Origin of the sequence: Methylobacterium sp. GXF4 (assembly GCF_000272495.1) — a bacterium.
Classification (GTDB): Bacteria; Pseudomonadota; Alphaproteobacteria; order Rhizobiales; family Beijerinckiaceae; genus Methylobacterium; species Methylobacterium brachiatum.
Genome location: NZ_AKFK01000017.1, coordinates 23,063 through 37,971 on the forward strand (window position 1 = coordinate 23,063; position 14,909 = coordinate 37,971).

The 14,909-nt window shown below is 68.9% G+C and carries 18 protein-coding genes and 1 tRNA gene; 7 read left to right on the forward strand and 12 right to left on the reverse strand.

Features of this window, described 5'->3' with window-relative positions; genetic code table 11:
* Window positions 1-55: 55 nt before the first annotated feature.
* Both WYO_RS02895 and WYO_RS02900 read right to left on the reverse strand, forming a co-directional pair.
* A complete protein-coding gene (locus WYO_RS02895; protein ID WP_039902050.1) occupies window positions 56-799 on the reverse strand; it encodes an ABC transporter ATP-binding protein in 744 nt (247 codons plus the stop codon).
* Window positions 792-1,550: an ABC transporter ATP-binding protein gene (locus tag WYO_RS02900; protein WP_007558854.1), complete on the reverse strand. Its 759-nt coding sequence runs from the start codon at window positions 1,548-1,550 to the stop codon at window positions 792-794. The genes WYO_RS02895 and WYO_RS02900 overlap by 8 nt, the downstream gene beginning before the upstream one ends.
* 262 nt (window positions 1,551-1,812) lie before the next feature.
* Here WYO_RS02900 and WYO_RS02905 point away from each other — a divergent pair, with 262 nt between their 5' ends.
* The 4 genes from WYO_RS02905 (at window position 1,813) to WYO_RS02920 (ending at window position 6,185) form a co-directional block, all read left to right on the forward strand.
* Entirely contained in the window at window positions 1,813-2,691 is an 879-nt protein-coding gene (locus WYO_RS02905) for a 2-dehydro-3-deoxygalactonokinase (RefSeq protein WP_007558856.1), read from the forward strand.
* Complete coding sequence (locus WYO_RS02910) at window positions 2,688-3,323, forward strand: 2-dehydro-3-deoxy-6-phosphogalactonate aldolase (RefSeq protein WP_007558859.1); 636 nt, start codon at window positions 2,688-2,690, stop codon at window positions 3,321-3,323. The genes WYO_RS02905 and WYO_RS02910 overlap by 4 nt, the downstream gene beginning before the upstream one ends.
* Entirely contained in the window at window positions 3,320-4,954 is a 1,635-nt protein-coding gene (locus tag WYO_RS02915) for a DUF5597 domain-containing protein (protein WP_007558861.1), read from the forward strand. The genes WYO_RS02910 and WYO_RS02915 overlap by 4 nt, the downstream gene beginning before the upstream one ends.
* A 70-nt stretch (window positions 4,955-5,024) precedes the next feature.
* Window positions 5,025-6,185, forward strand: a complete 1,161-nt coding sequence (locus tag WYO_RS02920) for an alanine racemase (RefSeq protein WP_007558863.1) — start codon at window positions 5,025-5,027, stop codon at window positions 6,183-6,185.
* A 9-nt stretch (window positions 6,186-6,194) separates the two neighbouring features.
* Here WYO_RS02920 and WYO_RS02925 read toward each other — a convergent pair whose 3' ends face one another.
* From WYO_RS02925 to WYO_RS02940, 5 genes are all read right to left on the reverse strand, one after another.
* Window positions 6,195-6,437 (reverse strand): hypothetical protein, encoded by a 243-nt coding sequence (locus WYO_RS02925; protein ID WP_007558865.1) that lies wholly within the window; start codon window positions 6,435-6,437, stop codon window positions 6,195-6,197.
* A gap of 182 nt (window positions 6,438-6,619) precedes the next feature.
* A complete protein-coding gene (locus WYO_RS31405; protein ID WP_007558867.1) occupies window positions 6,620-6,790 on the reverse strand; it encodes a hypothetical protein in 171 nt (56 codons plus the stop codon).
* A 182-nt stretch (window positions 6,791-6,972) separates the two neighbouring features.
* Complete coding sequence (locus tag WYO_RS02930; RefSeq protein WP_039902056.1) at window positions 6,973-7,890, reverse strand: histone deacetylase; 918 nt, start codon at window positions 7,888-7,890, stop codon at window positions 6,973-6,975.
* On the reverse strand, window positions 7,890-8,831 hold the full coding sequence (locus tag WYO_RS02935; RefSeq protein WP_128754927.1) for an NAD(P)-binding protein: 942 nt from the start codon (window positions 8,829-8,831) through the stop codon (window positions 7,890-7,892). The genes WYO_RS02930 and WYO_RS02935 overlap by 1 nt, the downstream gene beginning before the upstream one ends.
* Window positions 8,832-9,039: 208 nt before the next feature.
* Window positions 9,040-9,124 (reverse strand) — tRNA-Leu (locus tag WYO_RS02940).
* A 137-nt stretch (window positions 9,125-9,261) separates the two neighbouring features.
* Here WYO_RS02940 and WYO_RS02945 point away from each other — a divergent pair.
* Entirely contained in the window at window positions 9,262-9,843 is a 582-nt protein-coding gene (locus WYO_RS02945; RefSeq protein WP_007558873.1) for a YqaA family protein, read from the forward strand.
* 2 nt (window positions 9,844-9,845) lie between these two features.
* On the forward strand, window positions 9,846-10,334 hold the full coding sequence (locus WYO_RS02950) for a disulfide bond formation protein B (RefSeq protein WP_007558875.1): 489 nt from the start codon (window positions 9,846-9,848) through the stop codon (window positions 10,332-10,334).
* A gap of 11 nt (window positions 10,335-10,345) precedes the next feature.
* Here WYO_RS02950 and WYO_RS02955 read toward each other — a convergent pair whose 3' ends face one another.
* From WYO_RS02955 to WYO_RS02970, 4 genes are all read right to left on the reverse strand, one after another.
* Window positions 10,346-10,801 carry a DUF1178 family protein gene (locus WYO_RS02955; RefSeq protein ID WP_007558877.1) on the reverse strand — a complete coding sequence of 152 codons (456 nt, stop codon included), beginning with the start codon at window positions 10,799-10,801 and terminating at the stop codon, window positions 10,346-10,348.
* Window positions 10,798-11,667 carry a carbon-nitrogen hydrolase family protein gene (locus WYO_RS02960; RefSeq protein WP_007558879.1) on the reverse strand — a complete coding sequence of 290 codons (870 nt, stop codon included), beginning with the start codon at window positions 11,665-11,667 and terminating at the stop codon, window positions 10,798-10,800. Before WYO_RS02960 ends, WYO_RS02955 begins: the two co-directional genes overlap by 4 nt.
* Window positions 11,660-11,929, reverse strand: coding sequence for a glutaredoxin 3 (grxC, locus tag WYO_RS02965; protein WP_007558881.1), 270 nt, complete (start codon window positions 11,927-11,929; stop codon window positions 11,660-11,662). Before grxC ends, WYO_RS02960 begins: the two co-directional genes overlap by 8 nt.
* Before the next feature lie 105 nt (window positions 11,930-12,034).
* The gene (locus WYO_RS02970; RefSeq protein WP_007558883.1) at window positions 12,035-12,391 is read right to left on the reverse strand and encodes a response regulator; all 357 of its coding nucleotides are present in this window, start codon (window positions 12,389-12,391) and stop codon (window positions 12,035-12,037) included.
* A gap of 209 nt (window positions 12,392-12,600) precedes the next feature.
* Between WYO_RS02970 and WYO_RS02975 the strand changes: the two genes are divergently transcribed.
* The gene (locus WYO_RS02975; protein WP_007558886.1) at window positions 12,601-13,503 is read left to right on the forward strand and encodes an N-formylglutamate amidohydrolase; all 903 of its coding nucleotides are present in this window, start codon (window positions 12,601-12,603) and stop codon (window positions 13,501-13,503) included.
* A gap of 241 nt (window positions 13,504-13,744) precedes the next feature.
* Here the strand turns inward: WYO_RS02975 and galU are convergent, their stop codons facing one another.
* Window positions 13,745-14,611, reverse strand: coding sequence for a UTP--glucose-1-phosphate uridylyltransferase GalU (gene galU, locus WYO_RS02980; RefSeq protein WP_007558888.1), 867 nt, complete (start codon window positions 14,609-14,611; stop codon window positions 13,745-13,747).
* Between the last annotated feature and the right edge of the window lie 298 nt (window positions 14,612-14,909).

A 14,909-nucleotide genomic window follows, 5' to 3' on the forward strand; every position in this document is an offset into this window, starting at 1 on the left:
CCTGCCGAGCGTTCGACGCCGTTCTCCGGCGCTTATTGGGTATTGGTCGTCCGCCTCAGACGCCGAGATAGGCGTGAAGCTTGTCGATATTGGCGTCAAGATCGGCATTGGGGATCATGTCGACCACCCTGCCCTGCTCGATGACGAAGTGCCGGTCGGCCAACGTCTGGGCGAAGCGGAAATTCTGCTCGACCAGAACGATGGTGTAGCCCTGAGACTTCAATTGCTGGATCGTCCGGCCGATCTGCTGGACGATCACCGGCGCGAGACCTTCGGTGGGCTCGTCCAGCAGGATCAGCTTCGCGCCGGTCCGCAGGATGCGGCCGATGGCGAGCATCTGCTGCTCGCCGCCCGAGAGCTTGGTGCCCTGGCTGCCCGCACGCTCCTTCAGGTTCGGGAACAGGGTGTGGATCTCGGCCACCGACATCCCGCCCGGTTTCACCCGGGGCGGCAGCATCAGGTTCTCGTGGACCGTCAGGCTCGCGAAGATGCCGCGCTCCTCCGGGACGTAGCCGAGGCCGAGGCGGGCGATGTTGCGCGAGGCCATCCGGATCGTCTCGACGCCGTCATAGACGATCGAGCCGGCCCGCCGGCCGAGGATGCCGATGATCGCCCGCAGCGTCGTGGTCTTGCCGGCGCCGTTGCGGCCGAGCAGCGTGATCACCTCGCCGGCCCGGACATCGATATCGATGCCGTGGAGCACGTGGCTCTCGCCGTACCAGCCCTCCAGCCCGCGCACGGTCAGGAGGGCATCCGTCGCCGCGGCCGGCAGGGAGGTCTTCACGGCGGCCTCACGCATGTCCCGCCCCGATATACGCTTCGACCACGCGCGGATCCTTCGAGACGGTGGCGTAATCGCCCTCGGCCAGGACCTGGCCGCGGGCCAGGACGGTGATGCGGTCCGACAGCGACGCGACCACCGAGAGATTGTGCTCGACCATCAGGATGGTGCGGTCCTTCGAGACCCGGCGGATCAGCTGGGCCGTCCGCTCCACGTCCTCGTGACCCATCCCGGCCATCGGCTCGTCGAGCAGCAGCATCTCGGGATCGAGGGCCAGGGTCGTGGCGATCTCCAGCGCGCGCTTGCGGCCGTAGGACAGCTCGACGGCCAGCGAATCCGCGAATTCGGACAGGCCCACCGCCTCGACCAGGGCGAGCGCCTCGCCGTCAAGCGCCCGCAGCACCCGCTCGGGCCGCCAGAAGTCGAAGGAATCGCCCCGCCGCCGTCGCTGCAGCGCGATCCGCACGTTCTCGGTCACCGTCAGGTGCGGGAACACCGCGGAGATCTGGAAGGAGCGCACGAGCCCGAGCCGCGCCACGTCGGCGGCCCGCATCCCGGTAATGTCCTTGTCCTTGTACCGGATGGTGCCGGCGGTGGGGATGAGGAACTTCGTCAGTAGGTTGAAACAGGTGGTCTTGCCGGCGCCGTTCGGGCCGATCAACGCGTGGATCGTCCCGCGCTCGACTTCCAGCTTGACGCCGTTGACGGCCCGGAATCCCTTGAATTCCATCGTCAAGCCATCGGTCGCCAGGATCACGTCCCGTGCCAAGCGCGTCCCTCCCGCGTATGATTTATTGCCTGCCATATCGCCGATCCGGCCCTGAACAGTCCATCGCAAACGCTCGGCGCGGCGGGACAATCCCCGGCTCATGATATGCTGATGCTTGCCGCGCCTGATCTGGTAGCCGGCACCGGGGATTGCGGAGCCGGCGTGGCCAAGGTTTCCCCTCCGGTTCGGCAGGTCGGTCCGTGCTTGACCAGCCTCGCGAGCCCCATATAACTCAGACAAATTCGGGAGAGGGAGGAGGCGCATGGTCGGCCGAGCGGCCTATATCGCCGTGGACTGGGGAACCACCAACCGGCGTGCCTACGCGATGACCGCGGGAGGCGCGGTGGTGGACAGCCTTCAGGACGACCGCGGCGTCCTCGCGCTGACCCAGGACGACTATCCCGACGCCATCGCGGCGTTGCGCGACCGCTTCGGCGTGCACTCCGTCGTCATGGCGGGGATGGTGGGCTCGACCCGGGGCTGGCGCGAGGCCCCCTATATCGACGCGCCCGCCACCCTCCAGGATCTCGCCGCCGCCTGCCTCGAGGTCGCGCCCGACGTGCGGATCATCCCCGGAATCGCCCTCAGGAGCGGCCCACGCCCGGACGTGATGCGCGGCGAGGAGGTCCAGGTGCTCGGCGCGATCAGCACCGGTGCCGCGCCGTCCACGGCCTTGTTCTGCCAGCCGGGCACGCACAACAAGTGGATCGAGACGGTCGACGGCGCGATCACGGATTTCACCACCGTCATGACCGGGGAGCTCTTCGCCCTGGTCCGGTCGCACGGCATCCTGGCCGGCATGTTGGACGGCCCGGTCGCGGATTCCGACGCCTTCCGGGACGGACTCCGGCGCGGTCGCGAAGCGCGCAACCTCGCCGCCGCCCTGTTCGAGGTCCGGGCCGGCGTGCTGCTCGCCCGGCTGGCGCCCTGGGATGCGGCGGCCTATGCGAGCGGCATCATGATCGGCGCGGATGTCGGGACGCGCAGCGATCTCGGCCGGCGCCCGGTCTACCTGCTCGCCGGCGGGGCCTTGGCCACGCTCTACGGTGTGGCGATCACCGAAGCCGGCGGCCGCGCCGTCGCGGTGCCGGACGGATCCACGACCGCCGGCATCCACGCCATCTGGAGCTCCCGGGCATGACGATCCTCAACCGCTTCGAGGCCGCCTTCGCGGCCTGCCCGCTGGTGGCGATCCTGCGCGGGCTCACGCCGGACGAGGCGCCGGCCGTCGGCGATGCGCTGGTCGAGGCCGGTTTCACCCTGATCGAGGTGCCGCTGAACTCGCCGGAGCCGCTCAAAAGCATCGCGTCGCTCGCCGAGCGTTTCGCCGGTCGCGCGCTGGTCGGTGCCGGCACGGTGCTGACGCCGGCGCAGGTTGCGGAGGTCGCGGCGGCGGGCGGCACCCTCATCGTCTCGCCGAACACGGACGCCGCGGTGATCCGCGCGACCGTCGCCGCCGGGCTCGTCTCGCTGCCGGGCTACCAGACCCCGAGCGAGGCCTTCGCGGCGCTCGCGGCCGGCGCGACCGCCCTGAAGCTCTTCCCGGCGGACATCGCCACCCCGGCGGCGCTCAAGGCGCACAGGGCCGTGTTCCCGTCCAGCGCCCGCGTGCTCGCCGTCGGCGGGGTCACGCCCGACAGCGTCTCGGTCTGGCGGCAGGCGGGCGCAGTGGGCTTCGGGCTGGGCTCGAATCTCTACCGCCCCGGAAAGCCGGCGGTCGATGTCGGTCGGGACGCGGCAGCCTTCATCGCGGCGATCGGGGGATCTGCATGAACGCGCACGGCCTGTTCGCATCGGGGTCGGCCGCTTGGCCGGGGACGCGGCGGCGAGGTCTCTTCGGCCTGCTCCTGGCGGCCGCTGCGGTCGTGACCTCCCCCGGCCTGCAGGCTCAGACCAGTCGCCTCGTCCCAAACGATGCGGGCAAGCCGGCCCTGGAAGTGGACGGCAAGTCGTTCCTGACCCTCGGCATCCAGCTCAACAATTCCAGCGGCTTTCCGGCCGACCTGAAGGCGCTGGGCCCGGCCATCGCGCGGCTTCATGCCAACGTGGTCATGGTTCCGGTGAGCTGGCAGGTGATCGAGCCCGAAGAGGGCAAGTTCGACTGGTCGGTGGTGGACGGGTTGCTGGCCGAGGCGCGGGCGCAGAATCTCCGGCTCACCCTGCTCTGGTTCGGCACATGGAAGAATGCCACCATGAGCTACACCCCGGCCTGGGTGAAGCGCGATGTCCGGCGATTCCCCAGGGTCATCTCCGCAACCGGCGCGCCCATCGACGTGCAGACCCCGATCGCCACCGCCAGCCGCGACGCCGACGCGCGGGCCTTCTCCGCCCTGATGGGACATCTGGCCGAGGTCGACGGCGCCCAGCGCACGGTGATCATGGTGCAGGTGGAGAACGAGGCCGGCACGCTGGGCGCCGACCGCGACCATTCCCCCGCGGCGGAAGCCCTGTTCCGCGGCCCCGTGCCGGCCGACATGCCGGGCGCCAAGCCTGGTACTTGGACCGAGCGTTACGGCGTCGACGCGCCGGAGGCCTTCATGGCCTATCACACCGCCAAATATATCGGCGCCGTCGCGGAGGCCGGGAAGCGGGTCTATGCGCTTCCCCTCTACGCCAATGTCTGGCCGCGCGAGCAGCCGGGGCTTCTGCGGCCGGGGGAAAGCTCGCCCTCGGGCGGTGCGGTCTCCTGGCTGCTGCCGCAATGGCGCGCGCTGGCGCCCGCCATCGATGTGATCGGGGTCGACAATTACGACACCAACATCGCCCCCTATATCGCGATCGCGCGCGCCTATGACATTCCGGGCAATCCGCTATTCGTGCCGGAGACCGGGGCGACGATGGCCCATGCCCGCCATGCGTTCTGGACGCTGGCCCAGCCGCACGCGCTGGGCATCGCCCGGTTCGGCCTCAGCGCGGAATCCGGGTTGAAGGACGGCCGGCCGGCGGAGGAGCCGATCGCCGTCGATTACCGCCTGCTGAGCGATATCGCCCCCTTCCTGCTGCCGCTGCGTGACGCCGGCCAGGTCCGCGTGGCGATCGAGGAGGACGGCCTGGCCAACGTGCCGGGATCGTTCGACGAGGTCGATTTCGTGGCCCGCTTCGGCGAGGTGAAGGAGGTCTATGGCGGCAAGCGCGGCCAGGGGAATCCCGATCTCTCGGGCCGGGTGATCGTAGCCCGCGCGGCGCCCGACCGGTATCTCGTCACCGGCGCCTCGGCCAACCTGCTCTTCGCGCCCAAGCTCGGGCAGCCGGGCTCCGTCGAACTCGTCACGGTGGAAGAGGGTCATTTCGAAGACGGTCGCTGGGTGCGCGAGCGCCTGCTCAACGGTGACGAGACCGCCTTCGGCCTCGTCCTGCCGCCCGAGGGACGGTCCATGATGGTGACCCTGTTCGCGAACAGATGAGTCTGCGCCGTGACGGCGCACCGATCCCTCATTAGAACCGCGCCCGGGTGGAGAACGCGGGAGCGGGCGGATGACGGACGGGCGCATCGGGCAGGCGGATGGCTTCGAGGCGCTGGAGACGCCCTGCCTGCTCCTGGATTCGGACAGGCTGAAGGCCAACGTCGCCGGGATGCGAGCGCATCTCGACCGGCTGGGCGTGTCGCTGCGACCGCATCTGAAGACCGCCAAATCCCTCGACGTCGCGCGCATCGCCATGGCGAGCCCGTCCGGTCCGGCGACCGTCTCGACGCTGCGGGAGGCGGAGTACTTCGCCGAAGGCGGCGTCCGTGACCTGATCTATGCCGTGGGGATCGCGCCGCAGAAGCTCGATCGGGTGGGCGCGATCCGGCGGCGCTGGGATACCGATCTCGCGATCGTTCTGGATTCGGTCGAGCAGGCCGAGGCCGTGGCGAGCTGGAGCCGTCGCGCCGGTGATACGCTGCCGGTCCTGATCGAGGTCGATGCCGACGGGCATCGCTCCGGCGTCGATCCCCGCGACGCCGATCGGCTCGTGGCGATCGGGCGGGTGCTCGCCGCGGGCGTAACGCTCCGGGGCGTGCTGCTGCATGCGGGCGACAGCTACGGGCTCAGCGACCCGGCGGCGCTGAAGGCGGCAGCCGAGGCCGAGCGCCAGGCCGCTTTGGCAGCCGCCGCGATCCTGCGCGAGGCGGGCCTGCCCTGCCCGGTGGTCAGCGTCGGCTCGACCCCGACGGCGCGCTACGCGGACAATCTCGACGGCATCACCGAAGTTCGCGCCGGCGTGTTCATGATCGGCGACCTGTTCCAGGCCGGGATCGGCTCCTGCACGATCGACGACCTCGCGCTCAGCGTCCTGACGACGGTGATCGGTCACCAGCGGGATAAGGGCTGGATCATCACCGATGCCGGCTGGATGGCGCTCTCGCGCGACCGCGGCACGGCGCGCCAAGCGGTCGACCAGGGCTACGGCGTCGCCTGCGACGGGTCGGGCCAGCCCTATCCGGACCTGATAGTGCGGGACGCCAACCAGGAGCACGGGATCCTGGCCCTGCGGCCCGGCTCGACCGCGACGCTGCCGGATCTTCCGGTCGGTGCGCGCCTCCGGATCCTGCCCAACCATGCCTGCGCCACCGGCGCCCAGCACGATCGCTACCATGTCATCACCGGTCAAACGCTGACCGGCGCCGTCTGGCCGCGCATCAACGGCTGGTGAGGCAACCCGTCAGCGCCGGTTCGAGACGGTTCGGACCGAGCGGTCGGACTGGTCCATCACCAGGCCGCAGCCTGGGCTGAGATTCGGACGCTGCTTGCGCAGGCAGGCCGCGATCGCCGTGGCATTCGGGATCTGTGATGCGCAGAGGCGCATGACGTCCGGCGTGCAGGCGGCACGGTCCGCCCGGGATTCGGCCAGCGCCGGCGCCGCACCGGCGATCAGGGCGAGCAGAGCGAACGAAGCGGACTTCATCGAAACGGATCCTCTATCCAGAGCGTAGACGGCCCGAACGGCCAAGCCTTGAAGTGGGGCGTGAACGCCGGACCCCGCCGAAATATCCCCCGGCCGGCGGACCATTCTGTCGCATGAAAGGTGCCCGGCCGATGTGCGCGCGCGCTCCGATGGGACTGGCGACGGGGAGGCAGCCAGCGCGATCAAGGCCTCGCGCCGGGCGTGATGGCCCCGGTCGCCGCAGGCTCGCTGACAGCCACGGCATGGGTCGGCGGCTTGCGCCGATCGAGCTTGTCCGCCGAGACGAGGGCGGCCGTGATCAGTGCCACCACCGCAATCGTCGCCTTCAACACCTCCCAGATTCGCGCAAGCATGACTGAATCCCAACGGCTTCACAGGATCGTCAGCACATCTGCCTGGGGCGAAGCTGTTCAGGCCGCTCGGCGCGCGCGATTTGATCGATCCGTGACTTCCGGATCCTCGCCGCTGACCCTTCCCAAAACCTTTCGCGGTGCCGCATCCGAAACGATGTGCGGACACCTGATGCATCTGCGCCTCACCCGGCCGAGGATGCCGCTGCGGCCTCCGCCGCCAGCGCCTCGAAGACCAAAGCATGCCGAAGGGCGAGCGCCTCGACATCGTGGGTGTATCCGCCGCCGATCACGGCCACGAGCGGGATGAGGCGCGCGCGCGCCTGTGCCACCACGAACCGGTCCCGCGCCAGGAGGCCGTCATCGCTCAGGCACAGCCGCCCGAGGCGGTCGTCGCGATGCGGATCGACCCCGGCATTGTAGAAGATCAGATCGGGGACCAGGGCGTCGAGAAGCGGCGGCAGGCGGGCGCGCAGCACCTCCAGGTAACCGGCATCGTCGAGCCGGTCCGGCAGGCCGATATCGAGATCTCCGGCGATCTTCTGGGCCGGGTAGTTGTTCTCGCAATGGATCGAGAGCGTGAACAGGTCCGGCCACAGCGCCAGGCAATCCGCCGTGCCGTCACCCTGATGGACATCGCAATCGACCACCAGAACCCGCCGCACCGCGCCCTCGGCCTGAAGGGTTCGCGCGGCGACAGCCACGTCGTTGAGCACGCAGAAGCCGGCGCCCTGCAGCCGCCGTGCGTGATGGCTGCCGCCAGCCGCGCTGCCCGCCAGCCCCTCGGCCAGCGCCAAGCGGGCCGCCAGGAGCGTCCCGCCCACCGAGGCGCGCGACCGTCGGACCAGGGACGCATCCACGGGCAGGCCGATCGCCCGCTCGATGTCCCGGGGCACGGCGACGCCGAGTACCGCGGCGACGTAGGCCGGATCGTGCGCGTTGACCAGGATCCCCGCGGTTGCCAGTTCCGGCGTCACGAAGCCCAGCGGCGCCAGCCCCTTGGCCACCAGCGTTTCGGCCAGCAGGCCGTATTTCCGCATCGGAAAGCGATGCCCGGCCGGCAGGCTCGATTCGTAGGCCGGATGGAAGGCGATGGGCGGGATCACGCGGGTCTGCCGAGATCGGACAGAATCGCGTTGGCGAGCGCCAAACCACTGTCATGCGCCGCCTCGATCCGCGGCCCGAGACACCAATCGCCGGCCGCGCCGAGCCGCAAGTCGGGGTCGTACAGGCAGGGCTTCTCGAGGGCGGTCTCGACCTGGGCGAAGCGCCAACGGTGCGCCTGGGCGTAGCCGACACGGAGCGGCAATCCGAGACACGCTTCCGCGGCCTTCGACAAGACCGATACGATCGCCTCCCTGGGCGCCTCCAGATGGATGCGTGACAAATCCGGCTTGGCATGCACGGTCAGGCGGCCGCCGTCCGGCCGGCCGGGCTTCGAGGAATCCGAGGCGATGAGCCCGATCGGGCCGTCATTCGGCTCGATCAGCACGTCCGCAGGCGCCCGCTCGACCGCCACCATTAAAGACCAGCACGGTGCGTAGGTCGCCCGCTCGACCCCGGCCAGGGCAAACCCCGATGCCGCGAGCAGCGCAGCGATCTGAGGCGCCGGGAAGGTGATCGCGACCGCGGCGAACGGACCGTGTTCGCCGCCTGCACCGTCCGCCAGCCGCCAGCACGCCCCATCGCGGATGATCCGCGTGATCGCCGTACCGGAGGCGACGGAGAGGTCGGACAGGAGGTCTCGGACCGGCGCGGTCATGTCAGGTATGCCGACCCGCCGTCCTGCCCTGGCCCAGGGGCCGACGATACCCCGCCGCTCCCAATCCGCGAGGCGCGCCGCGAAGACGTCGCCGTGCGCCCGCATGAATTGCGCACCATGGTCGAACTGCAACCCATCCGCGCGCCGGGTCGCCATCCGGCCACCGACGCCACGCCCCTTGTCGAAAACGCGCACATCCAGGCCAGCCTCGGCGATGCGCGACGCCGCGGCTGCGCCGGCCATACCGGCTCCCAGGATCGCGACGCATCGGCGCTGATTCACGAGATCGCCTCATGTCGATAGCCGACCCCGTGGTCGCGCCTTCAGCCGAAATAGGGGACGATGGGCAGCGCAGCAGAGTGCGCAGGCCGCGACGCAAAGTCTCCTGAGACGACGGGGATCCACCAGAACTGCAGCACAACGAACGATGCGGTGCTGTTGGGGCGTGATCGCGCTCAGTTTCTGGAATGAGCTCTGATCGCTGCAACGATGGTGCGGGTAGAGGGAATCGAACCCCCACGCCTTGCGGCTGGCGATTTTGAGTCGCCCGCGTCTACCAATTCCGCCATACCCGCGCGCGCCGCGCTCTTCGCATAGGTGTGGCGCCCGCGCCAAGGGTGCGCGCGCGGTTTTTTGCCGAGGCCGAGCAATCTGGTCATTCCGCGGCGCCTATGCTCAAAGGGCAGCCGTTCCCTGGCAGTCTGGAAGTTGTATGCTCCGCCGGCTCTACGCGTGGATCCTCGCGCTCAGCGGCAGGCCCTCCGCGCCCTACGTGCTCGGGGCCGTGGCCTTCGCCGAGAGTTCGTTCTTCCCGGTTCCGCCGGACGCGATGCTGGTGCCGATGGCGGTAAGCCGACCCGACCGGGTCTGGCTCTACGCGACGATCGCCACGGTGGCCTCGGTGCTCGGGGGCCTCGTCGGCTACGCGATCGGGGCGCTCCTGTTCGACTCGGTCGGTGAGTGGCTGATCCGCCTCTACGGTCTGCAGAACTCGGCCGCGACCTTCCAGGATTCCTACGCGCGCTACGGCCATTGGGTGATCCTGTTGAAAGGGCTCACGCCGATCCCCTACAAGCTCGTCACGATCACGTCGGGCTTCGCCCATTACAGCCTGTTCTGGTTCACGGTGCTGTCCGTCATCACCCGCGGGGCCAGGTTCTTCATCCTCGCCGGCCTGCTCGGCCGCTACGGTGTCCAGATCCGCGGCGTGCTCGATCGGCATCTCAACGCGGTCGCGGCGATCTCGGTGGCCGTGGTCGTCCTCGGCTTCCTGTTGTTCAAGGTGATCCTGTAGCCATGAACGTCGCGTCGGCCCTTCGCCTCAAGAGAGCGGGCCTCTGGCTCGCCCTCGCCTCCGCGCTGATCCTGGGCGCCGTCCTGGTGCTCCAATACGGGTACGGCTACGCGCCCTGTAAGCTCTGCCTGACCGAGCGCCTGCCCTATTACGCCGCGATCCCGCTCGGGCTTGCGGCGTTGTTCGCGCCGGAGCGGCTGGCCCGCCTGGCGCTGGGGCTTGCCGCGCTCGGGCTCCTCTACGGGGCCGGGATCGGGGTCTACCATGCCGGCGCGGAATGGGGCTTCTGGCCGGGGCCCAGCGATTGCGGCGGCGGCACGGGGGCCAATCCCGGTCAGGTCGGCGATTTCCTGAATCAGCTTCAGAGCACGAAGGTCGTCGATTGCTCGGTGGCGGCGATGCGGGTTCTGGGACTCTCGCTCGCCGGATGGAACGCCGTCGTCGCTTTCGTGCTGGCCTCGCTGGCCGGCACCGCCGCCGTGCGTCCCTGAGCGCAGCCCGCTCAGTTGCGGTCGTCGGGCATGATCGGGATCGGCGCCACGTCGATCCCTTCCTCGATGAGCGCCCGCGCCTCCGCCGGGCTCGCCTCCCCGTAGATCGGGCGGCCGTCCGCCTCGCCGTAATGGATCTTGCGCGCCTCCTCCGGGAAGCGCGTTCCGACATGCTCGGAATTGGCCACGATCTGCTCACGCAAGGCGCGCAGCATCGCGCGCACCTGGCGCTCGGGCTCCGCGATCATCGGCATCGCCGGCTCGGGCTGGGCCACGACCGGTGCCGGAACCTGCCCGCGATCGGTGCGGGCCACGCTCGGGGCCATGAGCGCCTTCGTCACCTTCGCGCTGTCGCAGATCGGGCAGGTCACCAGCCCGCGCTCAGCCTGCGCATCGTAGGATTCGGAGGACGGGAACCAGCTGTCGAAGCCGTGGTCGGCGTCGCAGACGAGACTGTACCGGATCATTCTCTTGCTGACTGTGCGGCCCGAACCTCGGGCCCGATGCGCTCGACCGTGAACGCGCGTCCGTGTTGAAGCGCCGGGATTCGCGCCCGCGCATCCGCGACCTGAGCGAGATCGATCTCGGCCAGGATCACCCCCGGCTCCGCCCCGCCGGCATCGGCCAGCACGCGACCCCAGGGATCGACGATCAGCGAATGGCCGAAGGTCTCGCGCCCATCCTCGTGGACGCCGCCCTGCGCGGCCGAGATCACGAAGGCGCCGGTCTCGATCGCCCGCGCCCGCTGGAGGATGTGCCAGTGCGCCTCGCCGGTCTGGCGGGTGAAGCAGGCCGGCGCGGTGAGGATCTCGGCCCCCGCCTCAGCCAGCGCCCGGTAGAGAGCTGGGAAGCGGATATCGTAGCAGATCGTCAGGCCGAGCATCGCCCAGGGCGTGGCCGCCACGACGGCGCAGGCGCCGCCCGTATAGGTGGCCGATTCGCGCCAGCGCTCGCCGCTCGGCAGGTCGACGTCGAACAGGTGGAGCTTGTCGTAGGAGGCCAGGATCTCGCCGTCAGCGCCGATCAGGTAGGCGCGGTTGGCGATCTTGTCGCCGGACCGCACGGCGATCGAGCCGATATGCACCACCGTGCCGGTCTCGCGGGCGGCCTGCCGCAGGCCGGCGAGGGTCACGTCCTGATCTTCGGTGGTGACGCGCTCGAACAGGCGTTCGCGGCTGCGCTCGACCAGGGAGGTCATCTCAGGTGTCTGGACATAGGCCGCGCCGCGGCTGGCCGCCTCGCGCACGCCGGCCACGGCCGCGTCGCGGTTGGCGCCCGGATCGCGGCCCGAGCGCATCTGCACGCAGGCGGCAAGGAAGCGCCTCTCAGGCATCGGCCTTGTCCGTCAGGAGCGGATCGAGCTTGCCGGCGCGGTCGAGGGCGTAGAGGTCGTCGCAGCCGCCGACATGGGTCGTGCCGACGAAGATCTGCGGGACGCTGGTGCGCCCGCCGGCACGCTCGACCATCGTGGCCCGTGCACCCTGGGCGCGCTCCACGTCGATTTCCTGGAAGGCGACGCCCTTCTCCTTCAGCAGGCTCTTGGCCGCCGAGCAATAGGGGCACCAGGCCGTGGTGTAGATCGTGACCGGCTGCATGGCGTTCGTCGTCTCGCGCGGAACCTCCCACCATATAGGAGCGCGCCCGTCGAATTACCTATGCCCCTGTGGTCACAGCTGGACCGGTCGAAACGCGCCGGCCGGTCAGGCGGCCATCAGCTTCTCCACCTCATTGACGAGATCGCGCAGGTGGAACGGCTTGGAGAGGACCTTCGCGTCCTTCGGAGCCTTCGAGTCCGGATTGAGCGCCACGGCGGCGAAGCCGGTGATGAACATCACCTTGATGTCTGGGTCGAGTTCGGTGGCGCGCCGCGCCAGCTCGATGCCGTCCATCTCGGGCATCACGATATCGGTGAGCAGCAGCTCGAACGGCTCCTCGCGCAGCCGGTTATAGGCCGAGAGGCCGTTGTCGAAGGACAGGACGTCGTAGCCCGCGTTCTGCAGCGCCTTGGCCAGGAACCGGCGCATGTCGTTGTCGTCTTCCGCCAGCAGGATTTTCATCGGCCGTTTCCGAGCCCTCGAGTCGAAATGTTGATCCCATAAAGGGAGGCGATGGTAAACAAGGTGTTAGGATCTGAGTTCGCAGCCGGCGCCGCGCGTCTCACGGATGGCGGTGTGGGCCGGCTGCACCAGAGTGGACAGCCGACCGTTCGCATACCACAGTGCGCGTCCGCCGTGTTTTCTCAACCGCCGGGGCCTGCACACATCCAATGATCGCGCCCGAAACGGTACAGCCCGACGCCTTCGGTTTTGCCCCGGCCTTCGAGGTCGACGAACCGGCGGCGCACACCCTGCCCTTCGTCTTCAATACCGGCCATTCCGGCGCCGTCTACCCCTCGGATTTCATCGCGGCTTCGCGTCTGGACGCGCTGAGTTTGCGCCGGTCCGAGGATGCGTATGTCGATCGCCTGTTCGCCTCGGTGGTCGAGCTCGGGGCGCCCCTGTTGCGGGCGAACTTTCCGCGGGCGTTCCTGGACGTGAATCGCGAGCCGTTCGAGCTCGACCCGCGCATGTTCGACGGTCGGCTGCCGCCCTTCGCTAACACGCGCTCGATGCGGGTGGCGGGCGGGCTCGGCACCGTTCCGCGGGTGGTCGCGGACGGTCAGGAGATCTACGCGCGTCGCCTCCCGGTCGGCGAGGCGACCGCGCGGATCGAGGCCCTGTACAAGCCCTACCACCGGGTGCTGCGCAGCCTGATCCAGCGTACGGCGCGCACCCACGGTCACTGCGTCCTGATAGACTGTCATTCGATGCCGTCCTCGAGTCTCGGGCGCGATGCCGAGGTCAAGGCGGACATGGTCTTGGGCGACCGGTACGGGACGGCCTGCGCCCCCGGCCTGATCGAGGCCTTCGAGGCCGCGTTCCGGAGCCAGGGCTTCCGGGTGGTGCGCAACAAGCCCTATGCGGGCGGCTTCATCACCGAGCATTACGGTGAGCCGAATCTGGGACGGCATGCCCTGCAGATCGAGGTCAACCGGGCGCTCTACATGGACGAGGCGAGCCTCGCGATGACGCCGGATTTCCCGAGCTTGGCGAAGGCGTTGCGGATCGTCGTCGCCACCGTGGCGGCCGATCTCGGCGATCTGACACCCAGCAGGATGGCGGCCGAGTAGGGCCGCCGGCTCACCGGCATAAGGCTCACAGCGGCCAACGCCGAGGCTGGAAAGAAAAAAGGCCACTCCCGAAGGAGCGGCCCGAAGTCTAGGGAGGAAACGCCCAAGAAGGGCTACGGGACCGCGACGCCATCGCGATCTCGCAATGCACAAATTACAGTGCGGCGCACAAGACGCAAGGATTAAATCGCTCCGGCCTCCGCACAGGCTGCATGGCTCCGCCGCGCTTCGCGCAAAGCGCTCAGCCCTGCTCCAGCAGCTTGGCGATCTCGGCCTTCAGCGGTCCCGCCAAGTCCGGCCGTTCCAGCGCGTAGGCCAGGTTGGCGGTCAGGAAGCCGATCTTGGAGCCGGTATCGTAAGTCCGTCCCTCGTAGTGCATGCCGAAGAAATCCTGCGTTTCCATCAGGTCGATCATCGCGTCGGTGAGCTGGATCTCGCCGCCGGCGCCCTTCTTCCCGTGCTCCAGGATCCCGAAGATCTCGGGCTGGAGGATGTAGCGGCCGGAGATGATGAAGTTCGACGGCGCGGTGCCCTGCTTGGGCTTCTCGACCATGCCGGTGATCTCGAAGGACTGGCCGTAGGTCTCGCCGACGCTGACGATGCCGTATTGGTGCGTCTCCTCCGGGGCCACCTCCTCGACCGCGATGATGTTGCCGCCGTGGCGCTCGTAGGTGGAGAGCATCTGCTGCATGCAACCGCGGCTCAGCATATCCGGCAGCAGCACCGCGAACGGCTCGTCGCCGACGATCTCCCGGGCGCACCAGACCGCGTGGCCGAGGCCGAGGGGGGCCTGCTGGCGGGTGAAGCTGGTCTGGCCCGCCTTCGGGAGATCGCGCTTCAGCTCCTCGTAGGCGGCGGTCTTTCCGCGCTCCTGAAGGGTGTGCTCCAGCTCGAACGCAATATCGAAATGATCCTCGATCACCGCCTTGCCGCGACCCGTGACGAAGATGAAGTGCTCGATGCCCGCCTCGCGCGCCTCGTCGACGACATGCTGGACGACCGGCCGGTCCACGACCGTGAGCATTTCCTTTGGGACCGCCTTGGTGGCGGGCAGGAAGCGGGTGCCCAGGCCCGCCACGGGCAGGACAGCCTTGCGGATCGGTTTCATCAAGCGGCAACTCCGGAAACTGAACGGAACGGCATGGGCAATGGTTCGGGCAGTGAGATAGCCTGGCGCGATGCTTCGCAAGGCCTCTACGTCGATAGTATGAGCCAAAGCACCGTAAATATACCGTCTGCGACCACCTAATGGGGCCGTTATCGAAGAGGAATCCCACGCGGCCCTTGAACGTGCGATGACGACGCGCCGTTACGCCTTCCCCGTCGCGGCCCGATCGGGCAAGGCTCGTCGGCGGCAGACGTGAGACGGCATCGGAGCGGACGACATGGCGGTTCTGGTGACGGGC